The 24,774-nt window shown below is 43.5% G+C and carries 24 protein-coding genes and 1 riboswitch; of the genes, 20 read left to right on the forward strand and 4 right to left on the reverse strand.

Translation table 11 applies throughout. From position 1 onward, the window contains the following. Nucleotides 1-34 precede the first annotated feature (34 nt). Together NXR94_RS07815 and pgi are read left to right on the forward strand one after the other, a co-directional pair. Nucleotides 35-1,024, forward strand: a complete 990-nt coding sequence (locus NXR94_RS07815) for a calcium/sodium antiporter (protein ID WP_258104059.1) — start codon at nucleotides 35-37, stop codon at nucleotides 1,022-1,024. Nucleotides 1,025-1,068: 44 nt separating this feature from the next. Beyond that, nucleotides 1,069-2,721, forward strand: a complete 1,653-nt coding sequence (gene pgi / locus NXR94_RS07820; protein WP_258104060.1) for a glucose-6-phosphate isomerase — start codon at nucleotides 1,069-1,071, stop codon at nucleotides 2,719-2,721. A gap of 27 nt (nucleotides 2,722-2,748) precedes the next feature. On the opposite strand, the gene NXR94_RS07825 is transcribed toward pgi, so the two are convergent. Further along, the gene (locus tag NXR94_RS07825) at nucleotides 2,749-3,480 is read right to left on the reverse strand and encodes an RNA methyltransferase (RefSeq protein ID WP_258104061.1); all 732 of its coding nucleotides are present in this window, start codon (nucleotides 3,478-3,480) and stop codon (nucleotides 2,749-2,751) included. Between the two features lie 15 nt (nucleotides 3,481-3,495). Here NXR94_RS07825 and NXR94_RS07830 point away from each other — a divergent pair, with 15 nt between their 5' ends. Together NXR94_RS07830 and hemF are read left to right on the forward strand one after the other, a co-directional pair. Then, complete coding sequence (locus NXR94_RS07830; protein WP_258104062.1) at nucleotides 3,496-5,931, forward strand: outer membrane protein assembly factor; 2,436 nt, start codon at nucleotides 3,496-3,498, stop codon at nucleotides 5,929-5,931. 2 nt (nucleotides 5,932-5,933) lie between these two features. Further along, entirely contained in the window at nucleotides 5,934-6,830 is an 897-nt protein-coding gene (gene hemF, locus NXR94_RS07835; protein ID WP_258104063.1) for an oxygen-dependent coproporphyrinogen oxidase, read from the forward strand. Between the two features lies 1 nt (nucleotide 6,831). Here hemF and NXR94_RS07840 read toward each other — a convergent pair whose 3' ends face one another. Together NXR94_RS07840 and NXR94_RS07845 are read right to left on the reverse strand one after the other, a co-directional pair. Then, entirely contained in the window at nucleotides 6,832-7,533 is a 702-nt protein-coding gene (locus NXR94_RS07840) for a LytTR family DNA-binding domain-containing protein (RefSeq protein WP_258104064.1), read from the reverse strand. Further along, nucleotides 7,530-8,120 carry a riboflavin synthase gene (locus NXR94_RS07845; RefSeq protein ID WP_258104065.1) on the reverse strand — a complete coding sequence of 197 codons (591 nt, stop codon included), beginning with the start codon at nucleotides 8,118-8,120 and terminating at the stop codon, nucleotides 7,530-7,532. Before NXR94_RS07845 ends, NXR94_RS07840 begins: the two co-directional genes overlap by 4 nt. A 44-nt stretch (nucleotides 8,121-8,164) precedes the next feature. Here NXR94_RS07845 and NXR94_RS07850 point away from each other — a divergent pair, with 44 nt between their 5' ends. The 16 genes from NXR94_RS07850 to NXR94_RS07925 all read left to right on the forward strand — a co-directional run bounded on the left by NXR94_RS07850 (nucleotide 8,165) and on the right by NXR94_RS07925 (nucleotide 22,771). Beyond that, nucleotides 8,165-8,824: a protein-L-isoaspartate(D-aspartate) O-methyltransferase gene (locus NXR94_RS07850; RefSeq protein WP_258104499.1), complete on the forward strand. Its 660-nt coding sequence runs from the start codon at nucleotides 8,165-8,167 to the stop codon at nucleotides 8,822-8,824. After that, nucleotides 8,821-9,342 carry an acyl-CoA thioesterase gene (locus NXR94_RS07855; RefSeq protein WP_258104066.1) on the forward strand — a complete coding sequence of 174 codons (522 nt, stop codon included), beginning with the start codon at nucleotides 8,821-8,823 and terminating at the stop codon, nucleotides 9,340-9,342. The genes NXR94_RS07850 and NXR94_RS07855 overlap by 4 nt, the downstream gene beginning before the upstream one ends. Continuing rightward, a complete protein-coding gene (locus tag NXR94_RS07860; protein ID WP_258104067.1) occupies nucleotides 9,339-9,851 on the forward strand; it encodes a hypothetical protein in 513 nt (170 codons plus the stop codon). Before NXR94_RS07855 ends, NXR94_RS07860 begins: the two co-directional genes overlap by 4 nt. Nucleotides 9,852-9,948: 97 nt before the next feature. Beyond that, nucleotides 9,949-10,965: a zinc-binding alcohol dehydrogenase family protein gene (locus tag NXR94_RS07865; protein WP_258104068.1), complete on the forward strand. Its 1,017-nt coding sequence runs from the start codon at nucleotides 9,949-9,951 to the stop codon at nucleotides 10,963-10,965. A gap of 112 nt (nucleotides 10,966-11,077) precedes the next feature. Beyond that, a riboswitch (TPP riboswitch) is annotated at nucleotides 11,078-11,173 on the forward strand. 81 nt (nucleotides 11,174-11,254) lie between these two features. After that, on the forward strand, nucleotides 11,255-11,470 hold the full coding sequence (gene thiS / locus NXR94_RS07870; RefSeq protein WP_258104500.1) for a sulfur carrier protein ThiS: 216 nt from the start codon (nucleotides 11,255-11,257) through the stop codon (nucleotides 11,468-11,470). A 95-nt stretch (nucleotides 11,471-11,565) separates the two neighbouring features. Continuing rightward, nucleotides 11,566-13,422, forward strand: a complete 1,857-nt coding sequence (thiC, locus tag NXR94_RS07875) for a phosphomethylpyrimidine synthase ThiC (protein WP_258104069.1) — start codon at nucleotides 11,566-11,568, stop codon at nucleotides 13,420-13,422. An 8-nt stretch (nucleotides 13,423-13,430) separates the two neighbouring features. Further along, complete coding sequence (locus NXR94_RS07880; RefSeq protein WP_258104070.1) at nucleotides 13,431-14,024, forward strand: thiamine phosphate synthase; 594 nt, start codon at nucleotides 13,431-13,433, stop codon at nucleotides 14,022-14,024. Continuing rightward, the gene (locus tag NXR94_RS07885; RefSeq protein WP_258104071.1) at nucleotides 14,008-14,766 is read left to right on the forward strand and encodes a bifunctional hydroxymethylpyrimidine kinase/phosphomethylpyrimidine kinase; all 759 of its coding nucleotides are present in this window, start codon (nucleotides 14,008-14,010) and stop codon (nucleotides 14,764-14,766) included. The genes NXR94_RS07880 and NXR94_RS07885 overlap by 17 nt, the downstream gene beginning before the upstream one ends. Continuing rightward, complete coding sequence (locus tag NXR94_RS07890; protein WP_258104072.1) at nucleotides 14,763-15,389, forward strand: thiamine phosphate synthase; 627 nt, start codon at nucleotides 14,763-14,765, stop codon at nucleotides 15,387-15,389. Before NXR94_RS07885 ends, NXR94_RS07890 begins: the two co-directional genes overlap by 4 nt. A 2-nt stretch (nucleotides 15,390-15,391) precedes the next feature. After that, entirely contained in the window at nucleotides 15,392-16,168 is a 777-nt protein-coding gene (locus tag NXR94_RS07895; RefSeq protein ID WP_258104073.1) for a thiazole synthase, read from the forward strand. Beyond that, complete coding sequence (gene thiH / locus NXR94_RS07900) at nucleotides 16,155-17,264, forward strand: 2-iminoacetate synthase ThiH (protein ID WP_258104074.1); 1,110 nt, start codon at nucleotides 16,155-16,157, stop codon at nucleotides 17,262-17,264. Before NXR94_RS07895 ends, thiH begins: the two co-directional genes overlap by 14 nt. A gap of 1 nt (nucleotide 17,265) precedes the next feature. Further along, on the forward strand, nucleotides 17,266-18,354 hold the full coding sequence (locus tag NXR94_RS07905; protein ID WP_258104075.1) for a HesA/MoeB/ThiF family protein: 1,089 nt from the start codon (nucleotides 17,266-17,268) through the stop codon (nucleotides 18,352-18,354). A gap of 39 nt (nucleotides 18,355-18,393) precedes the next feature. Continuing rightward, entirely contained in the window at nucleotides 18,394-19,221 is an 828-nt protein-coding gene (locus NXR94_RS07910) for a hypothetical protein (RefSeq protein ID WP_258104076.1), read from the forward strand. A gap of 277 nt (nucleotides 19,222-19,498) precedes the next feature. After that, on the forward strand, nucleotides 19,499-19,804 hold the full coding sequence (locus tag NXR94_RS07915) for a transposase (protein ID WP_258104077.1): 306 nt from the start codon (nucleotides 19,499-19,501) through the stop codon (nucleotides 19,802-19,804). Between the two features lie 9 nt (nucleotides 19,805-19,813). Next, nucleotides 19,814-20,047 carry a hypothetical protein gene (locus NXR94_RS07920; RefSeq protein ID WP_258104078.1) on the forward strand — a complete coding sequence of 78 codons (234 nt, stop codon included), beginning with the start codon at nucleotides 19,814-19,816 and terminating at the stop codon, nucleotides 20,045-20,047. A gap of 258 nt (nucleotides 20,048-20,305) precedes the next feature. Continuing rightward, nucleotides 20,306-22,771, forward strand: coding sequence for a glycoside hydrolase family 127 protein (locus tag NXR94_RS07925; RefSeq protein ID WP_258104079.1), 2,466 nt, complete (start codon nucleotides 20,306-20,308; stop codon nucleotides 22,769-22,771). A 443-nt stretch (nucleotides 22,772-23,214) separates the two neighbouring features. Here NXR94_RS07925 and NXR94_RS07930 read toward each other — a convergent pair whose 3' ends face one another. Continuing rightward, nucleotides 23,215-24,762 carry a RagB/SusD family nutrient uptake outer membrane protein gene (locus NXR94_RS07930; RefSeq protein WP_258104080.1) on the reverse strand — a complete coding sequence of 516 codons (1,548 nt, stop codon included), beginning with the start codon at nucleotides 24,760-24,762 and terminating at the stop codon, nucleotides 23,215-23,217. Nucleotides 24,763-24,774 lie beyond the last annotated feature (12 nt).

Raw genomic sequence — 24,774 nt, forward strand, 5'->3', positions numbered from 1 at the left:
ATTTGTATTTGTCAGCTTAACCTTTAGATCCGCCTTGGAAGTTGTATTAAATTTTTTCCTGATAATTGTTGGATTTGTTCTCTTAATCAAGGGAGCAGACTTTCTAGTAAATGGAGCTTCATCGCTAGCCAAAAGATTTAATGTATCAGACATTGCGATTGGTCTGACGGTAGTAGCTATGGGCACATCTGCCCCGGAACTAGTGGTAAATATTATTTCCGGTTCTGTTTCTCACGACGTGGTATTCGGAAATATTATCGGATCCAATGTCTTTAACATCTTTCTGATTCTTGGTGTATCAGCCACAATCTACCCGCTAACAGTACAAAAAAATGCATTGTGGAAGGAAATTCCTTATTCCCTACTTGCAACCGCTGTTTTCTTCATTCTGGTGAATGATGTAATCTTCTTTGAGAAGGATACCAATACGTTGAGTTTTTATGATTCGATAGTCCTTTTGGTGATGTTTGCACTGTTCCTGATATACATTTTCATGAACCTTACAAGGCATCCGGATGAGGCAGAAGAACTTGAAGAGATTGTTGTTTACAGCAGCATGAAAACTACCATCATGATTATTCTGGGTATTGCCGGGTTGATTTTCGGGGGTAAAATGATCGTTGATAATGCAGTGTCAATTGCTGAATTGTTTGGTGTGAGTGAAAAACTTATTGGTCTGACAATACTAGCAGCAGGAACTTCTCTTCCTGAACTTGCAACATCTGCGGTGGCAGCATATCAAAAGAAGTCCGATTTGGCCATTGGTAACATCGTTGGATCCAATATCTTCAATCTCTTATTAGTATTAGGGGTGACGGGAATGATTCACAGCCCGCTAACATTCAATGTGGTGCTCAACATGGATATGTACATGGTGATTCTGGGTACCCTGTTATTGTTTGTTTTCATGTTCACCTTCGCGAAGCAGCAGGTTGACAGGGCAGAAGGATTAATTTATCTCATCGGATTCTTTGTTTACATGCTCTTTTTGTTTGATAGAGAGTTGGCTATTGGTATTTTTTAATAATCTTCGTACATCGAAAGATGTATCAGATTATTTGACAAAGTATGCTACCAACAACTAACCCCACGGAGACACCATCCTGGAAAAAACTTCAAGCCCATTTTGACAAGCAGTATGCAATAAAAATGAAGGATCAGTTTGCTGCTGATCCGGATAGATTCAAGAAATTTTCTACTCAATTTGAGGATATACTTCTAGACTATTCCAAAAATCGTATTTCAGAAGAAACCTTAAGTTTACTTTTTGATCTGGCGAAAGATTGCGGTCTTTCAGATGCAAGGAAGCAAATGTTTGATGGTGCAGCCATCAACAAAACTGAAAACCGATCCGTCCTTCATATTGCCCTGAGAAACACCAGCAATAAGCCCGTTCTCGTAGATGGCAAGGATGTTATGCCGGATGTAAACGCGGTGCTAGACAAAATCAAAGCATTCACATCCAAACTTCATTCAGGTGAGCTAAAAGGATACACAGGTAAGCCAATCAAGCACGTAGTAAATATTGGTATCGGCGGATCTGATTTAGGCCCTTTCATGGTAACAGAGTGTCTGAAACCTTTCGCGGTGGAAGGCATCACTCCACACTTTGTATCGAACGTGGATGGTAGTCATATCTACACCACGTTAAAAGAAGTAGATCCGGAAACAACGCTCTTCATCATTGCTTCCAAAACCTTTACCACACAGGAAACAATGACCAATGCAGAATCAGCCAAATCCTGGTTTTTGAAAACTGCAAAAGATGAGACGTTTGTAAAAAATCATTTCATCGCAATCTCTACGAACAAAGATGCAGTCTCAGCATTCGGTATTGATACCGACAATATGTTTGAATTCTGGGATTGGGTTGGCGGACGTTATTCCTTATGGTCTGCGATAGGTATGCCAATCGCCTGTGCCGTGGGGTTCGATAACTTCCTGGAGCTACTTAAAGGAGCTGAGGCAATGGATCAACATTTCCAAACTGCCCCTGATGAGGAAAACATTCCTGTACTTCTGGCTTTACTAGGAGTTTGGTATAACAACTTCTTTGGAGCAGAATCTCACGCAATCCTTCCATATGACCAATACATGCATGCTTTTGCTCCATACTTACAGCAAGGTGACATGGAAAGCAATGGGAAATACGTTGGAAGAGACGGCCAAAAAGTCAGTTACCAGACAGGGCCTATTATCTGGGGTGAACCAGGCACTAACGGTCAACACGCTTTCTATCAATTGATCCATCAGGGCACTAAAATCATACCTTGTGATTTCCTGGCAGCTGCGAATAGTCAAAACCCAGTAGGTGATCATCACCCTAAATTATTGGCAAACTTCTTTGCACAGACAGAAGCACTTATGATGGGTAAGACTTCTGACGAAGTAGTGGCGGAGTTTAAAAGCCAGGGAGTAGATCAGGCAACAATAGATGAACTCACCGCTTTCAAAGTATTTGAAGGGAACAGACCTACGAATTCCATTTTGTTCAAAGAACTGAACCCGAGAACACTTGGATCACTTATTGCCATGTACGAGCATAAAATATTCACGCAGGGTGTGATCTGGAATATTTTCAGCTTTGATCAATGGGGTGTCGAATTAGGTAAGCAGCTAGCAAAAAGAATTCTTCCAAAACTGGAAAATGATCAGCAAGTTACAGACCATGATGCATCGACATCTGGTCTTATCAACGCTTACAAAGCATTTAGAAATTAATCACAAAGCCACCTTTGGGTGGCTTTTTTAATGATAGGCCTGATAAGCCAATATCCCCGTGGCCATCGCAACATTAAGCGACTCGGCTCTGTCACTGCCTGGAATTGACACAAAGTGATTAATCAATGGTTTAACCTCCTCAGATAAGCCATGGGACTCACTACCCATTACCATCAGCGACGGAACGGAAAAATCACAATCCCTGGGATGAACGCCGTCTAAGTCTGCACCATAGATAGGAAGGCCAACATTGGTTAAGTATTCTTTTAAAGCGGTATAATAAACCTTGACCCTTGTAAAAGACCCCATCGTGCTGTTGATGACTTTCGGATTATAAAACTCCGCGGTGTCTGAGGAGCATATCAAAGTATCGTGGCCAAACCAGTCAAGTGTCCTGATAATCGTTCCGAGATTTCCCGGATCCCCTACTCCATCCAATACAAACGTCGGTTTAGAAATGATCAATTCGCTCAAAATGGATGGTTTCATACTTGCGACAGCCAGGCAGTCTTCGTTGGTTTGAAAGGACCCTACCTCTGCAAGCAGGTCTGAATTCACCTCATGGATTTCCAAATTATTGCCGGTATTTCCATAAGATGAAATGAATTTATTCGTTGCCAATATACACTGAACTTCAAAATCGGAATTAATGAGTTCCAATACGTTTTTTCGTCCTTCTACTAAAAAGCTTCTTTCCTTCTGTCTGTACTTTTTTATCTTGAGTGATTTGATGAATTTTAAGCGATTTTTGGAAACCATATTGATCTGAAGGGTTTGAAGGTAAAGTTACTCGTCATCTCCACAATATTCATTCTTTCTTCTTGCCTGGGTACTCGATATTTAGAAGAAGGTCAAACTATCCTCAAAAAGCAAGCTATCAAAACAGATGGCCATGTGAGTATTGATGAGCTCGTCCTATTGCAGGAACAAGAACCTAACACCCACTTTTTCCTTTTCCCGTTTACGCATCTTGTTTATTTATACCAGTGGGGCTACGCCAATTACGATTCTATTGGAATGGTGCAAAAACGTGACAGGATTGGTGAACGGTATGACCGAAAAATGGAAAAGGCTAAAACCAAAAAAGAAAAACGGAAGCTCCAGTCAAAGAAAATCCGAAAGCAAGACAAGTGGGATTCAAAAATCAAGGAAGGAAACCTCAGAATGCGATGGGGTGAAAAACTGGCGGTTTTTGATAGCTCCAAATACTTGCAGACAAAAGAAAATTTCAAAAACTACCTCTTCTCTATCGGCCATTTTGATGCTGAGGTAGAAACAAGGTATTTCAAAACTGAAGAAAAAAAGACCTCCATAAAACTTAAAGTCATTGAAGGCCCACAATACATGATGGACTCGATGATCTATGACATTCAAAATGAGAAAATCTCCGAAATCTTTAACCGCTACCCTAAACAACGACTTTTAGATGGAGAACCCTACTCCCAGGACCTAATCACCAGAGAAAGAGATCGCGTTTATGAACTTTTGAGTAACAACGGCTACTATGATTTCAAAAGACAATATGTCATTTTCGAGGTGGACAGTGCCAGTCTCGATGATCAAAGACTGATTGTAAAAGAAATTATTGCCAACCCCATTGACAAGGAACATAAGCAATATCAGATCGACTCGGTGATATTTACCGCAAACCCAAACGAATCCTACGTCAGACGACGCGAACCCTCGAGGCATAACAATATCACTTTCAATCTGACGAATAATGTATTCTATCCCCGAGTAGTCGACTGGCGAATATTTACCTATCCCGACAGTTTGTACAATAAACAGCTGGTGCAGGAGACCCAAAAGCAGCTTGGGTACCTCGACATGTTCAAATTTGTCAACATCAACCACGATACCACAGGAGGCCGGTTCGTTACCAATATTTTCACCAGCCCATTGAGCAAGTACCAAACCTCTTTTGAAGGCGGGCTTAGTATTCTGGAAAGCCAGGCACAAGGGTTACCCGGTCCGTTCATTAACTTTAACGCCAAGAACCGAAATACTTTTAAGGGATTAGAAATTCTTCAGTTGGATGGGAGCGCAAGTATCCAGGGGATTAACGGGGTAAGTAAGGAAACCTCCAACTCAAGAAAATACTCACGACTACAATATGGTGCCACACTGTCTATCACCTTCCCTCAATTCGTCTTTCCGATTAAGAATGCTTATAAAAAGCAAATTGGAGCTTACAACCCCAAAACAAAGGCTGCCATCGGGGTAAATTTTGAATACAGATTTGGTGAGTATGAGAGGACTACCTTCAATTCCAGTTGGACCTATACCTGGCAAATCAGCGATAACCTTAGGTTCAATTTCAAACCATATGAAGTCGCATACATCAGGTCCATCAACTCTGATGCCTTTAAAGCAGAATTGGATACACTTGAAGCGAATGGTAACATCTCGTACGTGAGCGCCTTCAAATCCTCATTCGTAAGTAATAGCGCCATGTCGATGGACTACAATAGCGGAGGCTACGGACTTGGTAATGTCAACGCCAAATTCCTTCATATGGAGATCGAATACGGTGGACTCCTTCAGCCCATACTTGGAGATACACCTTTTAGAAAGGACCTGACTTATTATAAATACCTCAAAGGAGGAATAGATTTCAGGCAGAGTGTGAGACTTGACAGAAAAACCTCCTTCGTATATCGCACCAATATTGGAGTGGCTTATGTGTTTGGTTCAAGTAGATCCCTCCCATATGAAAAGTATTATTTCGCAGGTGGTAGCAACAGCATCAGAGCATGGCAGCCAAGAAGGCTAGGTCCCGGTGCGTATGGAGAATATATTGTCAGAGAAAATGGCGATAAAGAAGTTAACTATGACAGGGAGCAGCCGGGAGATATTATCGTAGAATTGAGCGCCGAAATTCGAAGAGACTTCTTTGCCATCTTCGATTATGCTCTTTTTGTGGATGCTGGTAACGTTTGGCTATGGAGAAGTAAGACCATCGACAACAACTTGGACCCTCAGGGTGATCGTGGTAAATTTAATTTAGACAACTTTGCTAGCGAGGTTGCGGTAGGCGCAGGAGCCGGCTTGAGAATAGATATGTCATTCCTCGTCATGAGAATTGATGCGGCCTACAAGTTTATTGACCCGGCTGTTCCTCTCAATCAACGATATGTTTTGGATGAATTAAAGCCGAGGAATCTCTGGCCTAGGATCAACTGGAATTTTGGTATTGGATACCCTTTTTAAAAATGAACAAACAAACGATAACCGATTGGTTCAAAGAACTTCAGGATGAAATTTGCAAGGGCCTGGAAGATCTGGATGGAAAATCTAGTTTCAAAGAAGATAACTGGCAACGACCGGAAGGTGGAGGCGGTAGAACCCGGGTTATAGATGACGGTAATCTAATTGAAAAAGGTGGTGTCAATTTTTCAGCTGTTAGCGGACCAACTCCCAAAAAGATCCTGGAGGCACTGAACCTTCCGGAAACAGACTTTTATGCCACGGGTGTATCTATAGTTCTTCATCCACAAAACCCATGGGTTCCCATCATTCACATGAATGTACGCTACTTCGAAATGGGTAATGGAACCTATTGGTTTGGTGGAGGGATTGATCTGACTCCTCATTATGTGCATGGAAAAGAGGATGGTGTCACGATCCACTCTATATTGAAAGCGGCTTGTGATCAAATAGACCCAGAGTATTATGCAAGATTCAAATCCTGGGCCGATGATTACTTTTTCATAAGACACCGCAATGAAACAAGAGGCATTGGTGGAATCTTCTTTGATCGTATCAATGAACAATCCGAAGGCAAATCAAAAGAAGACTTATGGCAATTTGTTCAGAGTGTTGGAAAGTCGTTCGTTCCCATTTATTCCGATTACGCTCAGAAGCATCGATCCAGGTCTTTTAATGAGGGCAATAAAAAATGGCAATTCCTAAGAAGAGGACGCTACGCTGAATTTAACCTGGTATGGGATAAAGGAACCAAATTTGGACTGGACACCAATGGCAGGACAGAGTCTATCCTGATGAGTCTGCCTCCTCAATGCTCATGGGAATATGACCATCAACCCACTGCAGGATCTCTGGAAGCAGAAACGCTCAATTGGCTGAAAAAGGACATAGACTGGATCTAAACTAGATCTGATTCAGCTTCTCAAGAAACTTCTCTCGATAGGAAGCACCAATCGGGATCATCTTGGTCCCTATTGAGACAGTCAGGTCTTCGATGTAGTTGATTTGGTTACGATTGACTATATACGAGCGATGAACACGGCTAAAGGAACTAAACGGTAGTTTCTTTTCAATACCCTTCATGGTATGATGGACGATATACTTGCCCTTCGTGGTATTGAATATAACATAATCAGCCAGGGCTTCGACATACATCAACTCAGAATACGATATCCTCACATATTTAGAGTCAGACTTTACAAGTATGTGATTTTCCTGTTCAGCGTATTTAAGCTCTTTCTCACGTGCCTCAAGTGCTTTTTTTACAGCTTTCAGGAATCGACTGTAATCTACCGGTTTGACCAGGTAATCCAGCACATTGTCTTCAAAAGCCTCTAAAGCATGATCCTTATTAGAGGTGATAAATATCACGGGATACGCATTATTGAGATTTTTGACAAGCTCCATACCGGTCATTTCCGGCATTTGGATGTCCATGAAAACTAAATCAATATCACTGTTCTTTTCATTCAACAGGATATTGGAAGCAGCGACCGAACTCTCTGCTTCTTCGGCAAGATGAAGAAAGTCAGTTTGCTCGATAAATTTTTTAATTACTAGTCGAGACGTTTGATCATCATCTACAAGGAGGCAATTCAGAATCATTGATTACGTTTTAGTAGCAGATTCTCAATATACTTACCAATTATATCAAACTCAACGTTTACATAATCTTCTTCTGCTAAATTTAAAAAATTTGTGTTTTCCAGCGTATAGGGAATGATCGCAACATCGAATTGACCGGACTTTATGTTAAAGCAAGTTAGGCTTACTCCATTCACGCAAACACTCCCCTTCTCCACCATGAAACCCTTTTCTTCAGGGTAGGTAAAAGTAAACTGCCAGCTACCATCCTTATTAACCTTCTTCACCACTTTGGCCACAGTATCTACATGGCCCTGCACAATGTGTCCGTCGAAACGCCCATTCATAATCATACAACGTTCCAGGTTCACCTTACTTCCGACTTCAAGGTTATTGAGGTTTGTCTTCGATAAAGTTTCGTCAATGGCTGTGACCCAGTGACTTCCCTCCTCTACTGCCGTAACCGTCAGACAAATCCCATTATGACTCACACTTTGATCGATTTTCAACTCTTCACTTATGGAGGAATTAATTTTTAAATGAAGATTGGTCCCATCCCCTCTTTTTTCTATTATTTCGCCAACCACTTCGATGATCCCGGTAAACATATATCGCTATTGAATTGAAGTTAAAGTAATTTCGTTGATACAATATTAGGCATTTGAAGGATAGCTACAAGCACAAGGGAATGAGAAAGCAGCTCGTCAAAGAAGTGGCCTCAAAGGGCATTAGAGACGAGCGAGTGCTCAATGCACTACTGAAAGTACCACGTCATTTTTTCTTTGATGACATCTTCGATACCCATGCATATGAGGATAAAGCCTTTCCGATAGGTGCCGGCCAGACCATCTCCCAGCCATATACTGTAGCCTTCCAGACGGAGCTATTGGAGATTGAACCTGGAGATAATATTTTGGAAATCGGAACAGGATCAGGCTATCAGGGCGCCATACTTGCGGAGATGGGTGCCAATGTCTACACCATCGAGTATCAAAAGACTTTGTTTGATAAGACCCGGAAATTCCTACCTAAACTGGGTTACTCCTTAAACTTCTTTTACGGTGATGGATCAAAAGGGCTTCCACAACATGCCCCTTATGATGGCATCATTGTAACGGCCGGTGCACCATCAGTTCCCAATGAATTGCTCAAGCAACTAAAGGTTGGTGGACGGCTTGTGATCCCCGTTGGCGGGGGCAGAACACAGACTATGTATAAGCTCACACTCCATCCAAATAACAAAGTGATGAAAAAGGAATATAACCAGTTCCGGTTTGTACCTTTACTCGGAGAAAAAGGATGGAACAAATGAGTCAAGGTCAAAAATTCTGCAATGAGTCCTCTGTCACGATGACCGAAATGGTCATGCCCAATGACACCAATTACCTAAACAACCTCATGGGAGGCCGACTCATGCACTGGATGGATGTTGTTGGTGCCATCGCTGCTCAAAGACATTGTAACGGTCTTGTGGTAACGGCCTCGGTCGATAATATTTCGTTTCGCAATCCAATAGGACTAGGACATGTGGTTACGTTAAAGGCCTTTGTAACGCGGTCCTTCAACACCTCTATGGAGGTTTACATGGAGGTGACTGCTGAAAAAGTACCGGAACTTGAAAAAATAGAGACCAATAGCGCGTTTTTCACCTTTGTAGCCGTTAGTCCGGAAGGATCACCTATTCCGGTAGCGGAGGCTATACCTCAAACTGAACGGGAGAGAAAATTACACGCCGGTGCGCTTCGCAGACGTCAATTAAGGCTTATTTTAGGCAACCGAATGAAACCTCAGGACGCCACGGAACTTATGGCATTGTTCAAAGACAAATGATTGAAGATCAAAACTTAAAGCATTTTATCACCGAAAGCATTTTTGTGCTGGATGAGTCTCAGGCCGAGCCCAAGGAGGAACCCCCTGCTCAAAAAGAGGAAGTAGTTCCTGTTCAGCCACAGGCAAAAGTTGAAGCGCCTAAAATACCGGTAGCCAAAGAGCCGGAACCAACTCCGCAACCGGAAATTCATGAGCTGGTAGTACTGGTCTTTCCAATGAATAGTAAAGACGAGCAACTGCTCCAAAATCTTCTTAAGGCCATCAACAAAAAGCGAGATGATATTAAGTTGATCAATTCCTTTTCTGAGCTGGATGCCAACTTCAAAAAGTTGCTCTCTTTTGGGTACCACAATGAACTCAAAGCAAAACTTCAGGTTGAGTTAGCTGAATACAGCCCGGCAGAATGGAAGTCAAAAGAAATTCTCATTTCAAAGCCGCTTTCCAGCCTTCATGATAACAATGTAGAGAAAGGCAAACTCTGGAAAGCATTACAGCAGGTGTTTCTGTAATGCATGCTGTCTTACAAAAATTATTTATGATCAAAACTGAAAATCGGAGCATTTAATTGTGCCTATTTTTGTTAAGGCAATAGACACCACTGTAACCATGAAATACATTGTTTGCGAAGAGCCCGACCGGTTCGAACTAAAAACGAAAGAAGCTCCAGCCTTTTCTGAAGGAAACGCCCTACTTAAAGTAAAAAGAGTGGGCATCTGTGGAACGGACTTGCATGCGTTCAAAGGAAATCAACCTTTCTTTAGCTACCCACGAATTCTAGGGCACGAGCTTGCAACAGAGGTGGTAGAAGTCGGTGAAAACCATCAGGGCATTTCAGTTGGGGATCGAGTAGTGATCATGCCCTATATCAACTGCCAGGAATGTGATGCCTGCAAAGCAGGGAAATCAAACTGTTGTGAAAATATTAAGGTATTTGGCGTACATACTGATGGTGGCATGCAGGAAGTCATCTCCTTACCTACCCGACTGTTACTTAAGGCCAACGATTTGACCTTCGAGGAAATTGCCATTGTAGAGCCTCTGGCCATCGGTGCCCATGCATTAAGGCGAGCAGATATTAAATCCAGAGATGTCGTCGTGGTCATGGGCTGCGGACCTATAGGTATTGGTATTATTCAACTGGCGAAATACCTGGGTGCAGAAGTTATTGCCATCGATATTAATGACCACCGCCTCAAAATGGTGAAAGAACAGTTTGGTGCAGATCATATTGTAAATGCTCTTGAGGATCCGGTGGAGAAAGTCAAAGAAATTACTAACGGTCGGCTTGCCAACTCCGTTTTTGATGCAACCGGCAGTAAGCGGGCCATCGAAGGTGGAACAGATTATATGCGTCATGGAGGAAACTATGTCCTTGTAGGTTTGTTCAAAGGGGATTTAACTTTTACACATCCGAAAATACACGCCAAGGAAACCACTTTGATGTGTAGTCGAAATGCTACCCTTTATGATTTTGAGTTCGTGATGAAAGTACTTTCTGAAGGAGAGTTTAATACCGAAGCCTACATTACCAGTAAGGTTCCCTTTGAGACCATCCTTACAGGATTCGATGCATGGACGAGCCCCGAGTCAAAAGAAATTAAAGTGGTGACAACACTGGATTGATCGTCACAACCATCTCATTAACAGTACTTTACCAAACAATTTTCCAAGACAAAGTTTTTTGAGGGTTCTTCCTTTTTTGTATTGAACATTCTTTGGGTAATTTTGTCGCGTCTGTAGACTTTAGGGGTGCCGGTTTTCCCGGCTGAGATAACACCCTTTGAACCTGATCCAGGATAATACCTGCGAAGGGAAAAGTTGAACAATCCGAGACGATAGATAGGTAAACAGTACCATCTTTATTCTCACTTCTTTTCTTAGGGCCACTCCCTTTTGGTTTACAGCTATCCGAATTTTCAAAACTATGATAACTGTAAACGTTAACAACCAACATCATTCCTTTGATCAGCCTTTGAGCCTACAAGCGTTGCTGGAGCAACTGAGCATCAAGACCAATGGCATTGCTGTGGCGGTGGACAACCAGGTCGTTTCCCGATCAAAATGGACCGAACACCAACTGGAGCAAGACAGCAAAGTCCTCATCATCAAAGCGACCCAGGGTGGTTGAAATCAGTTGACAAATCTCAGTGACCAGTTAACGGTAATCAGTTAGCAGTTTTCGGCAATCTCAAAATCGAATTTTAGAACCCATTAAAACGTGGCATGAAGCAAGAACAAATTCCAACGGATCAGGCAATCAGCAGGGATCCATTTCCAAATTCAGAAAAAATCTATCTGCAAGGCAGCATCCACAAGGACATCAAAGTCCCGATGCGAAAAATCTCACTGGACGACACGGTAGATCAATTTAACAACACGCGCACGCCCAACGAACCAGTATTGGTTTATGACACCAGCGGCGCGTACACAGATCCAAACGTAGCTATCGATGTACGAAAAGGACTTGAGCCTGTTCGTCATGAGTGGATCGTAGGACGTGGAGACGTGGAGCAACTTCCGGGACTGTCCTCCCAGTACGGTAGAGATCGTGAAGCCGATGAAAAACTGGACCATCTGAGATTCAAAAGAATCCAGCAGCCTTTGAAAGCGAAAGCAGGAAGTAACGTGACGCAGATGCATTATGCCAAAAAAGGCATCATCACGCCGGAAATGGAATACATCGCCATTCGTGAGAATCAAAAGCTTCAGGAGATCAAAGCAATTACTTCTCAGCATGAAGGTAACAGCTTCGGAGCCGATATCCCGAAGGTCATCACTCCTGAATTTGTCAGAGAAGAGGTAGCCAAAGGACGAGCAGTAATTCCTAGCAATATCAACCACCCGGAAATCGAGCCAATGATCATTGGTAGAAACTTCCTTGTAAAGATCAACGCGAACATTGGTAACTCTGCCGTGAGTTCATCTATCGAAGAGGAAGTTGAAAAGGCCGTATGGGCCTGTCGTTGGGGAGCTGATACGATCATGGACCTTTCTACCGGAAAGAATATTCACGAAACCCGCGAGTGGATTGTCAGAAACTCTCCTGTTCCGATCGGAACCGTACCAATTTACCAGGCGCTCGAAAAAGTTAATGGTAAGGCAGAAGACCTGACCTGGGAGATCTTCAGAGACACCCTCATCGAGCAGGCTGAACAAGGTGTTGACTACTTCACCATCCACGCAGGTGTGCGCTTAAAATACGTTCCTCACACAGCCAAGCGAGTTACAGGAATCGTATCAAGGGGTGGTTCTATCATGGCCAAGTGGTGTCTTGCTCATCACAAGGAAAACTTCCTTTACACCCACTTCGAGGAGATTTGTGAGATCATGAAAGCCTACGACGTGTCATTCTCTCTTGGAGATGGACTTCGTCCGGGAAGTATCGCTGATGCCAACGACTATGCCCAGTTCGCTGAGCTTGAGACACTTGGAGAGCTTACACAAATTGCATGGAAACACGATGTCCAGTGTATCATCGAAGGTCCGGGCCACATTCCGATGCACATGATCAAAGAAAACATGGACAAGCAGTTGAAGGAATGTGGAGAAGCACCTTTTTACACGCTCGGTCCATTGACTACCGACATTGCGCCGGGTTATGATCATATCACTAGTGGTATTGGCGCCGCGATGATTGGATGGTACGGATGTGCGATGCTTTGTTACGTGACGCCTAAGGAACATCTTGGTTTGCCAAACAAAGAAGATGTTAAAGAGGGTGTGATCACTTACAAGATCGCCGCTCATGCAGCTGACCTTGCGAAAGGCCATCCTGGTGCACAGCACAGAGACGATGCACTTAGTAAAGCTCGATTTGAGTTTAGATGGCAAGACCAGTTCAATCTTTCTCTTGATCCGGACACAGCTAAGTCCTATCATGATGAAACATTGCCTTCAGAAAATGCTAAAGTGGCACATTTCTGCTCTATGTGCGGACCGCATTTCTGTTCGATGAAGATCACGCAGGATGTACGTAACTACGCCAAAGAAAATGAACTTGAGACTGATGAGGCCATCGCAAAAGGTCTGGCTGAAAAGTCTGAAGAATTCAAAGAAAAAGGCAGTGAGGTTTATCTGTAAGTAAGTAAATGCTCATTCTCATCACAGCAGAGCAATCCATTGAAATGGAAGCTGATATCCTGAAAACCATCTGCGATACGGAAAGCTGTACAATTCACGTACGGAAACCGCATCTTACGAAGGATGGCCTTAGATCATGGATAGAGCAGTTTGACACTTCAGTGCGCAAGAAAATGGTCCTTCACCAGCATCATGACCTTGCGATGGAGTATTCGACTGGTGGCATCCATTTCAAGGAAGCCGAAAGAACAGTTCTCGGAGAAGCCCTTGACGATCAGATTCATTCGTATTGTGATCAGGGGCTTTCCGTAAGTTCTTCCTTTCATGCAACCGCTTCGCTTGAAGAGTCCAATGGCTTTGACTACGTGCTGTTAAGTCCGGTTTTCGATTCCATTTCCAAAAACAACTACAAAGGAAAGGGATTCGACGTTTCAGGCATACGCCAAAAGGTTGTTGGTCTGGGAGGTGTGAGTGTCAAAAATCTATCACAGCTAAAAAAAGATGGGTTTTCAGGAGCAGCAGTAATGGGTGCTGTTTGGAAATCTGACCATCCTGCAGATGCATTTTCACAAATAAAAGAAGCTTATGACAACGCATTTTGATAAGCGATTTGTGCTTGCGATCTCAGGGCTTGACCCCTCTGCAGGTGCCGGCCTTTTAGCCGATATCAAGACGATGGAAAACCATGGGGTTTATGGATTAGGCACCATGACGGCCAATACGATTCAAACGGATGCTCACTTCTATCAATGTGACTGGACCAACGCGGATTGGCTCCTGAAGCAGATCGATGAGATGTTTTATTATCCTGTTGCAGCGGCTAAAATTGGCATCGTCCAAAGTCTGGACGTACTGGATGACATCATCTCTCTTTTGAAGGCCAAGTCTCCAAATATTCAGATCGTTTGGGACCCTGTATTATCGGCAACGACCGGTTTCGAATTTGGGAAGGACTTTTATGATCATCCTAAGCTGGAACAGATACTCAGCAATCTGGATGTAGTCACTCCAAACCTGGAGGAGATCAGTGCATTTACTTCTGCGGGAACTGTCGAAGAGGGTATTTCATACATTACTCAGTTTTGCCATTGCTATCTCAAAGGCGGTCACAACGAAGCTAACCCAGGGGTAGATCAGGTCTACTTCAGTAATGGAGAAGTCTTGCAACTTGATCCCATTCTATCGACGGTCTATCCTAAACACGGCAGCGGCTGTGTGCTATCTTCGGCGCTGGCATCACAACTGGCCCTCGGAAAAGGACTGCATCTTGGGGCTTCAGAAGCCAAAAAATACACAGAGGAATTTCTCTCCTCCTCCATCTCACTACTAGGTAATCACATATGATCTCAAGCTTACACTATATCTCGCAGGGCAAAGACCAGGCAGCCCATCTGACGAACACAATAAGAATGCTCGAAGCCGGGGCCAACTGGATTCAACTCAGATTGAAAGAAATGCCGGAGCAGGAGATTCTGGAAACGGCACTTTCAGCAAAAAATGCATGCCTTCAATATGGTGCAAAGCTGATCATCAACGATTATCCGGAAATTGCCAAAGCTTCAGATGTCGATGGGGTCCACCTTGGAAAAGATGACATGTCCCCCATCGAAGCAAGGAAAATACTTGGAGCGAATAAGATCATCGGCGGTACCGCCAACACACTAGAAGATTGTCTTCGATTGCTGCACGCCGGGGTTGACTACATCGGACTCGGTCCATTGCGTTTCACCACGACCAAACAAAAGCTCAGCCCGATACTGGGTTTTGATGGGTACGAGCAACTGTTGGGCACCTACCTGAAAGATGAAAGAGCTGTTCCGGTTATTGCGATCGGGGGAGTGGTGACAGAAGATATCCCAATCCTCAAGGGCATCGGACTACACGGCGTAGCCATCTCAGGCTTGCTGACCAATGCAGAAAAGCCGGAGCTGGTCGCGAACGAAATAATTGAATGCTTAAAAAACTGATCATGAAAAAGTTAACCATAGCAGATAAAACATTTAACTCCCGTTTATTCACCGGAACGGGAAAATTCAGTAATCCAACATTGATGCGCGATGCCGTCCTGGCGTCAGAAAGTGAGTTGGTCACGGTGGCTCTGAAACGTGTGGAAGCAGAAAATGAAGAAGATGAATTACTCAATGGTCTCGCCCATGAGCGCCTTAGTCTTCTACCTAACACCTCAGGAGTTCGCGATGCCAAAGAAGCTGTTTTCGCAGCTCAAATGGCCAGAGAAGCCCTGGAAACCAACTGGATCAAGGTGGAAATTCATCCCGATCCAAAATACCTTTTGCCCGATGCCATGGAAACATTACTGGCATGCGAGGAGCTGGTGAAGCAGGGATTTGTGGTGATGCCCTACATCCATGCAGACCCTGTACTTTGCAAACGCCTGGAAGAAGTTGGAGCACAATGCGTGATGCCATTAGGGGCTCCTATCGGCACCAACAAAGGGCTCAAAACGCTGGATTTTCTGGAGATCATCATAGAGCAAAGCAATGTACCGGTTATCGTTGATGCTGGAATTGGAAGTCCATCCCATGCGGCCCACGCCATGGAAATAGGTGCTGATGCGGTATTGGTCAATACTGCCATTGCAGTATCCCCGAACCCGGTAGATATGGCGGTTGCTTTTAAAATGGCTGTTGAAGCGGGTCGCATGGCATATGAAGCCCAGCTTGCCAAAACAGTAAAAACAGCAGAAGCCAGTAGTCCACTAACCCAGTTTTTGTATGACCAGGTTTAATATGCTTCTGGATCAATATGATTGGGATGAGGTTTTGAGTGATATCAACTCCAGGACTTCAATGGACGTGCAGATCGCATTGTCCAAAACCAAGCCTGACCTGAAGGATTTCAAGGCATTGATCTCTCCTGCTGCGCGTCCCTTCCTTGAGGAAATGGCTCGGAAAAGTCAGCAAATCACCAGAAGGAGGTTCGGCAATACCATGCAGATGTATGCACCCCTCTACCTGAGCAACGAGTGCCAAAACATCTGCACCTATTGTGGATTTAGTCTAACGAATAAAATCCCGCGGAAGACATTGACGGATGAAGAGATCCTTCTGGAAGCTAACCATCTCAAAAAGAAAGGATACCAGCACATCCTACTGGTAACCGGTGAGGCTAATCAAACGGTTGGTACGGACTATTTGCGAAATGCGATCCGGCTACTAAAGCCTCATTTTGCCAATATTTCCATGGAGGTACAGCCACTGGATCAGGATGAGTATATACTCCTCATCAACGAGGGATTGTATGCGACACTGGTCTATCAGGAAACCTACCATCGGGCCACATACAAAACGCATCATCCAAAAGGCAAAAAATCCAATTTCGATTACCGATTGGAAACACCCGACCGACTTGGGAAAGCGGGAATACATAAAATAGGTTTGGGTGCGTTATTTGGACTGGAAGACTGGCGGGCTGATAGCTTTTTTACGGCGCTACATTTGAAATACCTGCAAAAATCCTATTGGAAGACCCGCTATTCGATTTCATTCCCTCGACTAAGGCCATTTAGTGGAGGACTAGAGCCAAAGGTAGAAATGACTGATTCTGACCTGCTCCAGCTCATCTGCGCTTATCGAATATTGGATGAAGATGTAGAGCTTTCTATTTCTACAAGAGAAACACCAAGGTTCAGAGATCATATTACCCAATTGGGGATCACCTCCATGAGTGCCGAATCCAAAACCAACCCAGGCGGCTATGTCGTGGAGCGACAATCTCTGGAGCAATTCGAAATCTCCGATGAACGAAGTACAGAGGATATCAGGGCAATGCTAAGCAATAGCGGAATCGAACCGGTATGGAAAGATTGGGAAAAAGCATGGTAGCATGACATTATCAGCAAGAGAAAAGGATCGTTATTCCAGACATATCTTACTGGAAAACATCGGACTCGAGGGCCAGCTGAAGCTCAAGTCCGCTAGTGTTCTCATGATTGGAGCAGGAGGACTGGGTTGTCCGACACTACAATACCTGTCGGCAGCCGGCATCGGTAAAATCGGTATCATCGATGAGGACAAGGTCTCCCGCAGCAACCTTCAACGTCAAATCCTCTATACCGAACAGGATATAGGACAACTTAAAGTGGATGTCGCTAAGCAACGACTGGAAGCCATGAATCCGGACATTGAGATCAGCACCTACCCTGAAGCTTTAAATGCCTCCAATGCAATTTCCTTATTTGAGGAGTATGATCTGATTGTAGAAGGTAGTGACAATTTTACCACTAAGTACCTGGCCAATGATGCTGCCGTGCTAACGGGCAAAACGCTGGTGATGGCCTCCATTTTCAAATATGAAAGTCAGCTCTCCGTGTACAACTATCAAAACGGCCCCACCTATCGCTGCCTATTCCCGAAACCCATGAATGCTCAGGAAATGCCTACCTGTTCCGAGGTGGGGGTCATGGGAGTGATCACCGGAATTACGGGAGGTTATATGGCCAACGAGGTATTGAAAATCATCCTTGGTACAGGCGATGTCCTATCGGGAAAACTATTGTCCCTGAATACGCTGAGCATGGACAACATTATTTTCCCATTTGAAAAGGACCCTGCCATTCAGGTTCAGAAACTGGAAACGATCAATTTAATCTGTGCGGCTCCAACGTCACAGATTGCGGAGGTTGACTACAGCGACTACGAACAAAACCAGGAAGTATTCAGTCTGCTGGATGTAAGAAATGCTCATGAAAGGGAGGTAGCCAGCCTCGGTGGACTTCATATCCCACTAAATGAGATTTCGAAGCGATACACGGAACTGGAAGATCATGATTCGATCCTCGTCTATTGTGCATCCGGCAAGCGCAGCGAACAGGCCATTCAGCAATTGCAGCAATTGTTCCCCGACAAAAGGTACTACAACCTAACAGGAGGTATGGCTAGGGTCAGAAATGGCGGTCATTTGCCTTCATTGTAGAAAGCGGTTATATTGGAGGTTTATATATATACCGTTGTTATGCGAAATCTGACATTTCTATTTCTGATTTTAAGTCATTTGTCCGCAACAAGCCAACTGGTTGATAAATCCGAATTTGACAGACTGGTAATCGCTGATGAATACAACAACAACTATAACGTGATTTACGGAAGGGTTTACAAACTGAATTTACATGATAGTCTACCTAACCTTACGTTAACAAGTGAATACAAATACCCAGACACATTACATCGAATCTATCAAGGGAGAATTCCGAACTGGGATGATATTCAAAACAGAACTCCAAATAAACCACTTGGTTCAATTAGCCCTCATTTAATTGATAGTCTCATTGAAACTATAAACCATCCCAAAGGACTAAATAGCCTGCTGGACTTCTTCCGGATTGACAGCATTTGGCACAGCTCCAATAAGGAAAGACTGATTCAAGAATGGTTATCATCAAACGAACAAAATGACAAAATCAAGCAGGAATATGCCAAGTATGTTTTGAATGATTTTCAACAGTTTGAACAAATGGCATTTTATCATGTGATTCAATCAAACTCATCTGGATACTCAGGTGTAACTGTTGCATTTGAAAATGATATTGATACTTTAATCATCCAATCAAATGGGCAAGAATCTTTCCTAATACCATTTATGTCCGACACCACTTATAAAAATTATGACCCGAATCTTTCGGCATTAATAAGCGAATTCCTACCAGATGACATTATTATCAACAAACGAAGCCTTAACCCTTCAATCAGGGATTTTGAACAAGGGATTTTGACTGAACTCACTTTTAAGGTGAACTTTGTTGACCGAAAGAAATTCAAAAAATATCTAAGTAAAAGTCGGTAACCTTTCTTGTCCCCCCGCTGGCGCACGCTTGTCGGGTGTGCTTTCACGCAATTCCCCAACTAGTCTAAGGATGTAATATTAAAAATGAGGAGCTGGCGCAAGTGTCCACTTGTGCTTTACTATCATATACCGTCCTTAACGACATTGCGCGTGGGCCAGCGTGGGAGAATTAGTCTTTGCATCAACTACTTTCTCTGCACAATATCCCCCCCCCCGCTGGCGCACGCTTGTCGCGTGTGCTTTCACACAATTCCATTATTCTTAATATTTTTCTGAAATGAGTAGAAAGTATAAGTTTCATAATCCCGAAGGACTCTATTTCGTCAGCTTCGCTACTGTATATTGGATTGACCTGTTTGTCAGAGACTCTTATAGTTCCATTGTTATTGAAAGTCTTGATTACTGTCGCAAAAACAAAGGAAGGAATATTTTTTGTTGGTGTATTATGCCGAGTCATTTACATCTGATCTTTTCTGCTCAAGAAAACAATCAAGAAGCCATTCTCTGTAGATTCAAAGAATACACCTCCAAGAAGCTTCAAAAAGAGATTAAGAACAATCCACAAGAAAGCAGAGCTCAATGAATGTTGTGGATGATGGAAAGAGCAGCTACTAATTCCAGTAATGTAAAAGGAAAACAATTGTGGCAGCACCATAACAAACCTATTGAACTTTGGAGTGCGCCCGTAATCGATCAAAAAGTTGCGTACATTCATGAAAACCCTGTCGCTGCAGGTTTTGTATTGGAAGGCTGGCACTGGAGGTACAGTAGTGCTATTGATTACTCCGGAGGTAAAGGTTTATTGGAAATAGATTTTCTTGATTGAATTGAAGAATGGATGAATATGAAGAAAACTTTAATAGAAATTGACACACGCGACACGCGTGCGCTAGCGAAGGCTCAACATGACAATTAATTTGTTCACGCAACGGCTAAAAGCCAATAGCAAAGGGCTAAATGCCACATCACCAACAGAAGAAACAGACAAGCTACTTTTAATTTAATTGTATATTGTAAGAAGCAAGGACCAGATTAGCTCAACCTTTCATCGCGAACAACAACTAATAACCTGATATTGATAACTATGACTATCCAAAGTTTACAATCTCTAATTACTAAAACTACCTATACCCTATTTTCTCTTGTGATTGTCTTCCAGGCTTTTTCACAAAATGACTATCCAATCAAGGCCATTCCATTTTATGAAGTGAAAATGCAGGATTCCTTCTGGCAGCCACGTATGGAAACGGCACGAAAGATTACGATTCCGGCTACATTTCAAAAAAATGAAGAAACCTTTAGGGTAAAGCTCTTTGAGATTGCAGCAGGAGTTACGGATGGTGAAATTTGCACTCAATATCCATTTGACGACACGGATGTTTACAAAAGCATAGAGGGTGCTGCCTATGCTTTAAAAGTTTATCCTGATGCTGAACTGGAAGCTGAGGTAGATCGATTAATTCAATTAATTGGAAATGCTCAGGAAGAAGATGGATATCTGTACACCTGGAGAACCATTTATAATAAAACGAATCAGCAGGTACCTGCTGACATACCTAACAAGCCGAGAACATTCAACTGGCTGGAAGGTGACCGCTGGGAAAATGTTGACAAATTGAGCCACGAACTTTACAATGTCGGACATCTGTACGAAGCGGCAGTAGCCTATTATGAAGCTACTGGAAAGCGAAAACTTCTGGATATCGCCCTTAAAAATGCCGAATTAGTCTATCAGGATTTCGGCCCTGGAAAACTAGAAAAAGCACCCGGACATCAGGAGGTGGAAGTAGGCCTGATCAAGCTGTATCGGGCAACCAATGATGAACGCTGGCTGGACCTTGCCAAATACTTTATCGACGTGCGAGGTTACGGAGAAGAATATTCGCAAAATCATCAAAATCTAAAGGATCAGCGTAAAGCCGTTGGTCATGCCGTTCGACTGGGATATATGTTCATGGGAGCAGCAGATGTGGCAGCATTGACAGGCTCCAAAGAATACGATGAAGCGATGATATCTGTATGGGAGGACATCGTCGGCAGTCAAATTTATCTCACTGGCGGGGTTGGAGCTACTGGTAGTAATGAGGGCTTTGGGGGTTCTTTCGATCTGCCCAATTACACTGCTTACAACGAGACTTGCTCTTCTATCTCTTTTGTTTTGTGGTCTCAACGAATGTTTCAGCTGACGGGTGAGAGTCGCTATCTTGATGTACTGGAACTGACCATCTACAATGCCCTCAATGCTGGCCTGTCCTTATCAGGAGATCACTATTTCTATCCTAATCCGTTAGAAAGTCGAAAGAATGTGGAGCGTACCCCTTGGTTTGGATGTGCTTGTTGTCCGCCCAATCTGAGCCGATTTTACAACTCTTTGTCTGGTCTGTTTTATGGACAAAAAGGGAATGACATCTATATCACTCAATATGCGGCCAGTCAAACGAGTATTCAGCAAAAATTAAAAAATGGTCAAACCTCCTCTGTTAGTATTCGCCAGGAAACCAACTACCCGTGGGATGGTAAAATCAGTTTGCAAATTGACCCTGAGAAGGCTTTAGCATTTACCATTTATATGAGAATCCCGGGTTGGGCTCAAGGGCAAACAGTACCTCTTGATTTATATATGGTAAGCAATCAGTCGAGTGAACCAATTTCAATTAAAATAAATGGTAAAATGGTTCAACCCAGGCTGGAGAAGGGCTTTATAGTAATTTCCCGAAAGTGGAAAAAGGGTGATCTCATAGAAATGGATCTACCAATGGAAATTCATAAAATAAGGGCGAACGAAAAAGTTGAATCAGACAAAGGAAGATTCGCGCTAAAAAGTGGGCCTCTGGTCTATTGCCTGGAAGGAAAGGATCAGGAAGATGATCGCATTCTCAGCTTGCTTGTACCGGATACGGTTTCCGTAATGAAGAAATTTGATGAGCAGCTTTTCGGAGGTATCATCACCCTGAATTTTAATGGCTATCTCGTGTCCGAAAAAATAAATGAAAATGAAGCAGAACTCGAAAAACTGGAGCTTAAAGCGATCCCCTATTTCATGTGGGCTAATCGGGGAAAGGACAACATGCTTGTTTGGCTTCCTTATACTTTGAGCGCTGCAAGGGAAATAGCACAACCAAGTCTTGCCTATCTCTCCAGTGTAGATGCTTCCGAAGGAGTAAAAGGTCAAATTCAAAAAATTGCCGATCAGTATGAACCTCAATCGGCCTCCGACCATGAAAGCTCCTTTGTCCACTGGTGGCCTCAATTCGGAACTACAGCATGGTTGAAGTATGAGTTTCCACAAGAGGAACAAGTAGGTACAGCTCGAATTTACTTTTTTGATGATGAAGACATCAACGGAGGATGTCGGATACCAAAATCAATTGACTTGAAATACCTGGAAAATGGCAAATGGCGTTCTGTCTACGTGCCTGACGGCATCAATATCGTCAAAGACGGATGGACGGAAATTCAATTCGAACCGGTAAAAACTACGACTCTCAAATTAGAAATGACCTTTCAGGAGGGTGTTTCAGGAGGAGTGCATGAATGGGGAGTTTATTGAATACCTCCTGATAGATCATCAATAATATTAAAGGTCTGATTGTCCAAAATGGGTTAATATTCAGACAATCAATCGGTTGTGCCAAATGATTCATATATAGAGGTCTGAGGCCTGAATCATCTCTATCACGGAAGTAACTTCCGCGCTGGTTGGAAAGGCCAAAGGCTAAACGACCAAGGACCAAATGCTAAACTTTTCTAAACGCAGGATTTCTTCGTGAGCAGTCCACAGCTAACGCTAAAAGCATACAGCTAACGGCCAAAAGCTAAATAGCCTTCAGTTTCCGGTTATCAGTTCATAGTTAATTGTAGAGGTCAAAAGCAAACAGCCAATGGCTAACGCTAAAGGCCAATCAACACCAAAAAACAAGAGGCTACCCCTTAAAAGAGGTAGCCTCGCCCGTTTAGAAACAACTACTAAACCGCTGGTTGGTTGGTTTGATCTTAATATCCTGTATTCTGAGTGAAGGTTCCCGAAATGATATCCATCTCCTCCTGAGGAATCGGAAGGAACCCATTTGTGGAGGAATTGAAACTAACATCAAAGATCTGCTGATCTCCTACGTAGTTAGTTCCGCGCACACCACTACTCGATAATTGGGCATCGGCATAGCTCATACCTCGTCTGATTACGTCGAAGTACCTGATTCCCTCTAATGCCAACTCCATTCTTCTTTCATTATAAATATTGTCCAGGTTAACCGGCACGCTGCCCAGTCCTACTCTTGCTCTCACTCTGTCCAGGTGATCCTGAGCATTGGGACTTCCCAGCTCTGCGGCCATCAAAAGCACATCCGAAAAACGGATCACACGATAGTTGCAGGTACGGTTGAGCTCAAACTGACCTCCGGCACTCTGATGCTCCGCATCTGATGAATACTTTTTATTGAAGTATCCGGTATGTTGGTATCCGTAAGCTAAATCACCATCCAGCTCACCTTCTGTAAGGATCGTGTGCTGAAATCTTGGATCACCGGTCATGTCAGCAGCCAACTTCTCTGATACTGTTCCAAAGCTCCATCCCCGGTCCCAATTGTTTGAATTGGTTACACGCGGACCTTGCTGCTGAGCTGCCAGGTTGCCTTCGCCCCCGCGCACATAGCCCCAGTCCCACCAGGTAGCATCATCTCCATAAGAAATCTCAAAAACAGATTCTATTCCAAACTCCCCTGAAAGGTGGAAGATGTCACCATAGTCAGCCATCAGGTCATGACCACTATTATCAATCACGTCATCCAGGTAGTCTGCCGCAGCCTGCGCATTGATGGTTACATCTCCGGCTATAAGGTCTGCGCCATATACACCATTGTAAAACAGGTACACTCTTCCCAATAAGGACTGTGCTGCCCATTTTGATATCCTTCCTTTTTCGGTGGCCGGGATCACTCCCGGAAGGTCCTCAGCAGCCTCTACCAAATCAAGCGCGATCTGGTTGTAAACATCTGCCGGTTCAGCTTGTTCCTGAACATATCCTGAAGGACCTTTAATAGTAGAAGTCATCAATGGGATGTTTTCAAAGAACCTCACTAACTCGAAGTAGAAGTAGGCTCTCATGAATTTACATTCTGCAATTACGCGAGCCTTAAACTCATCGCTTGCATCAATACCTCCAATTTTCTCCAGCAGTAAATTGGCCCTGTAGATTCCAACGTAGTTCTTCATCCAAAGAGAACGAACAACCGGGTTGGAGGTCGAAATATTGAAGTTATTCAGCTCATCCTGAAATTTTCCGTCATTGGCATCAGATCCACCAGCAAACTCATCATCTGAAAGCATATCAGATACAGCCTGAAACGGCGCCCAGGAAACTCCCGGGGTAGATTGATAACCCAGGGCATCGTACACCGCCACAAGGGCTTCCATGGCATCCTCCTCTGTCTGATAAAAGTTGGATGATACTTCGTTATCCAAAGGCTGTGTGTCCAAAAAATCTTCTGAACAACCCGAAATCAACATTCCGGCTAAAGCAGCTATGATATATATCTTTTTCATGGTCATTTTCCT

Origin of the sequence: Marinoscillum sp. MHG1-6, from assembly GCF_024714475.1 — a bacterium.
Lineage (GTDB): Bacteria > Bacteroidota > Bacteroidia > Cytophagales > Cyclobacteriaceae > JAMZMI01.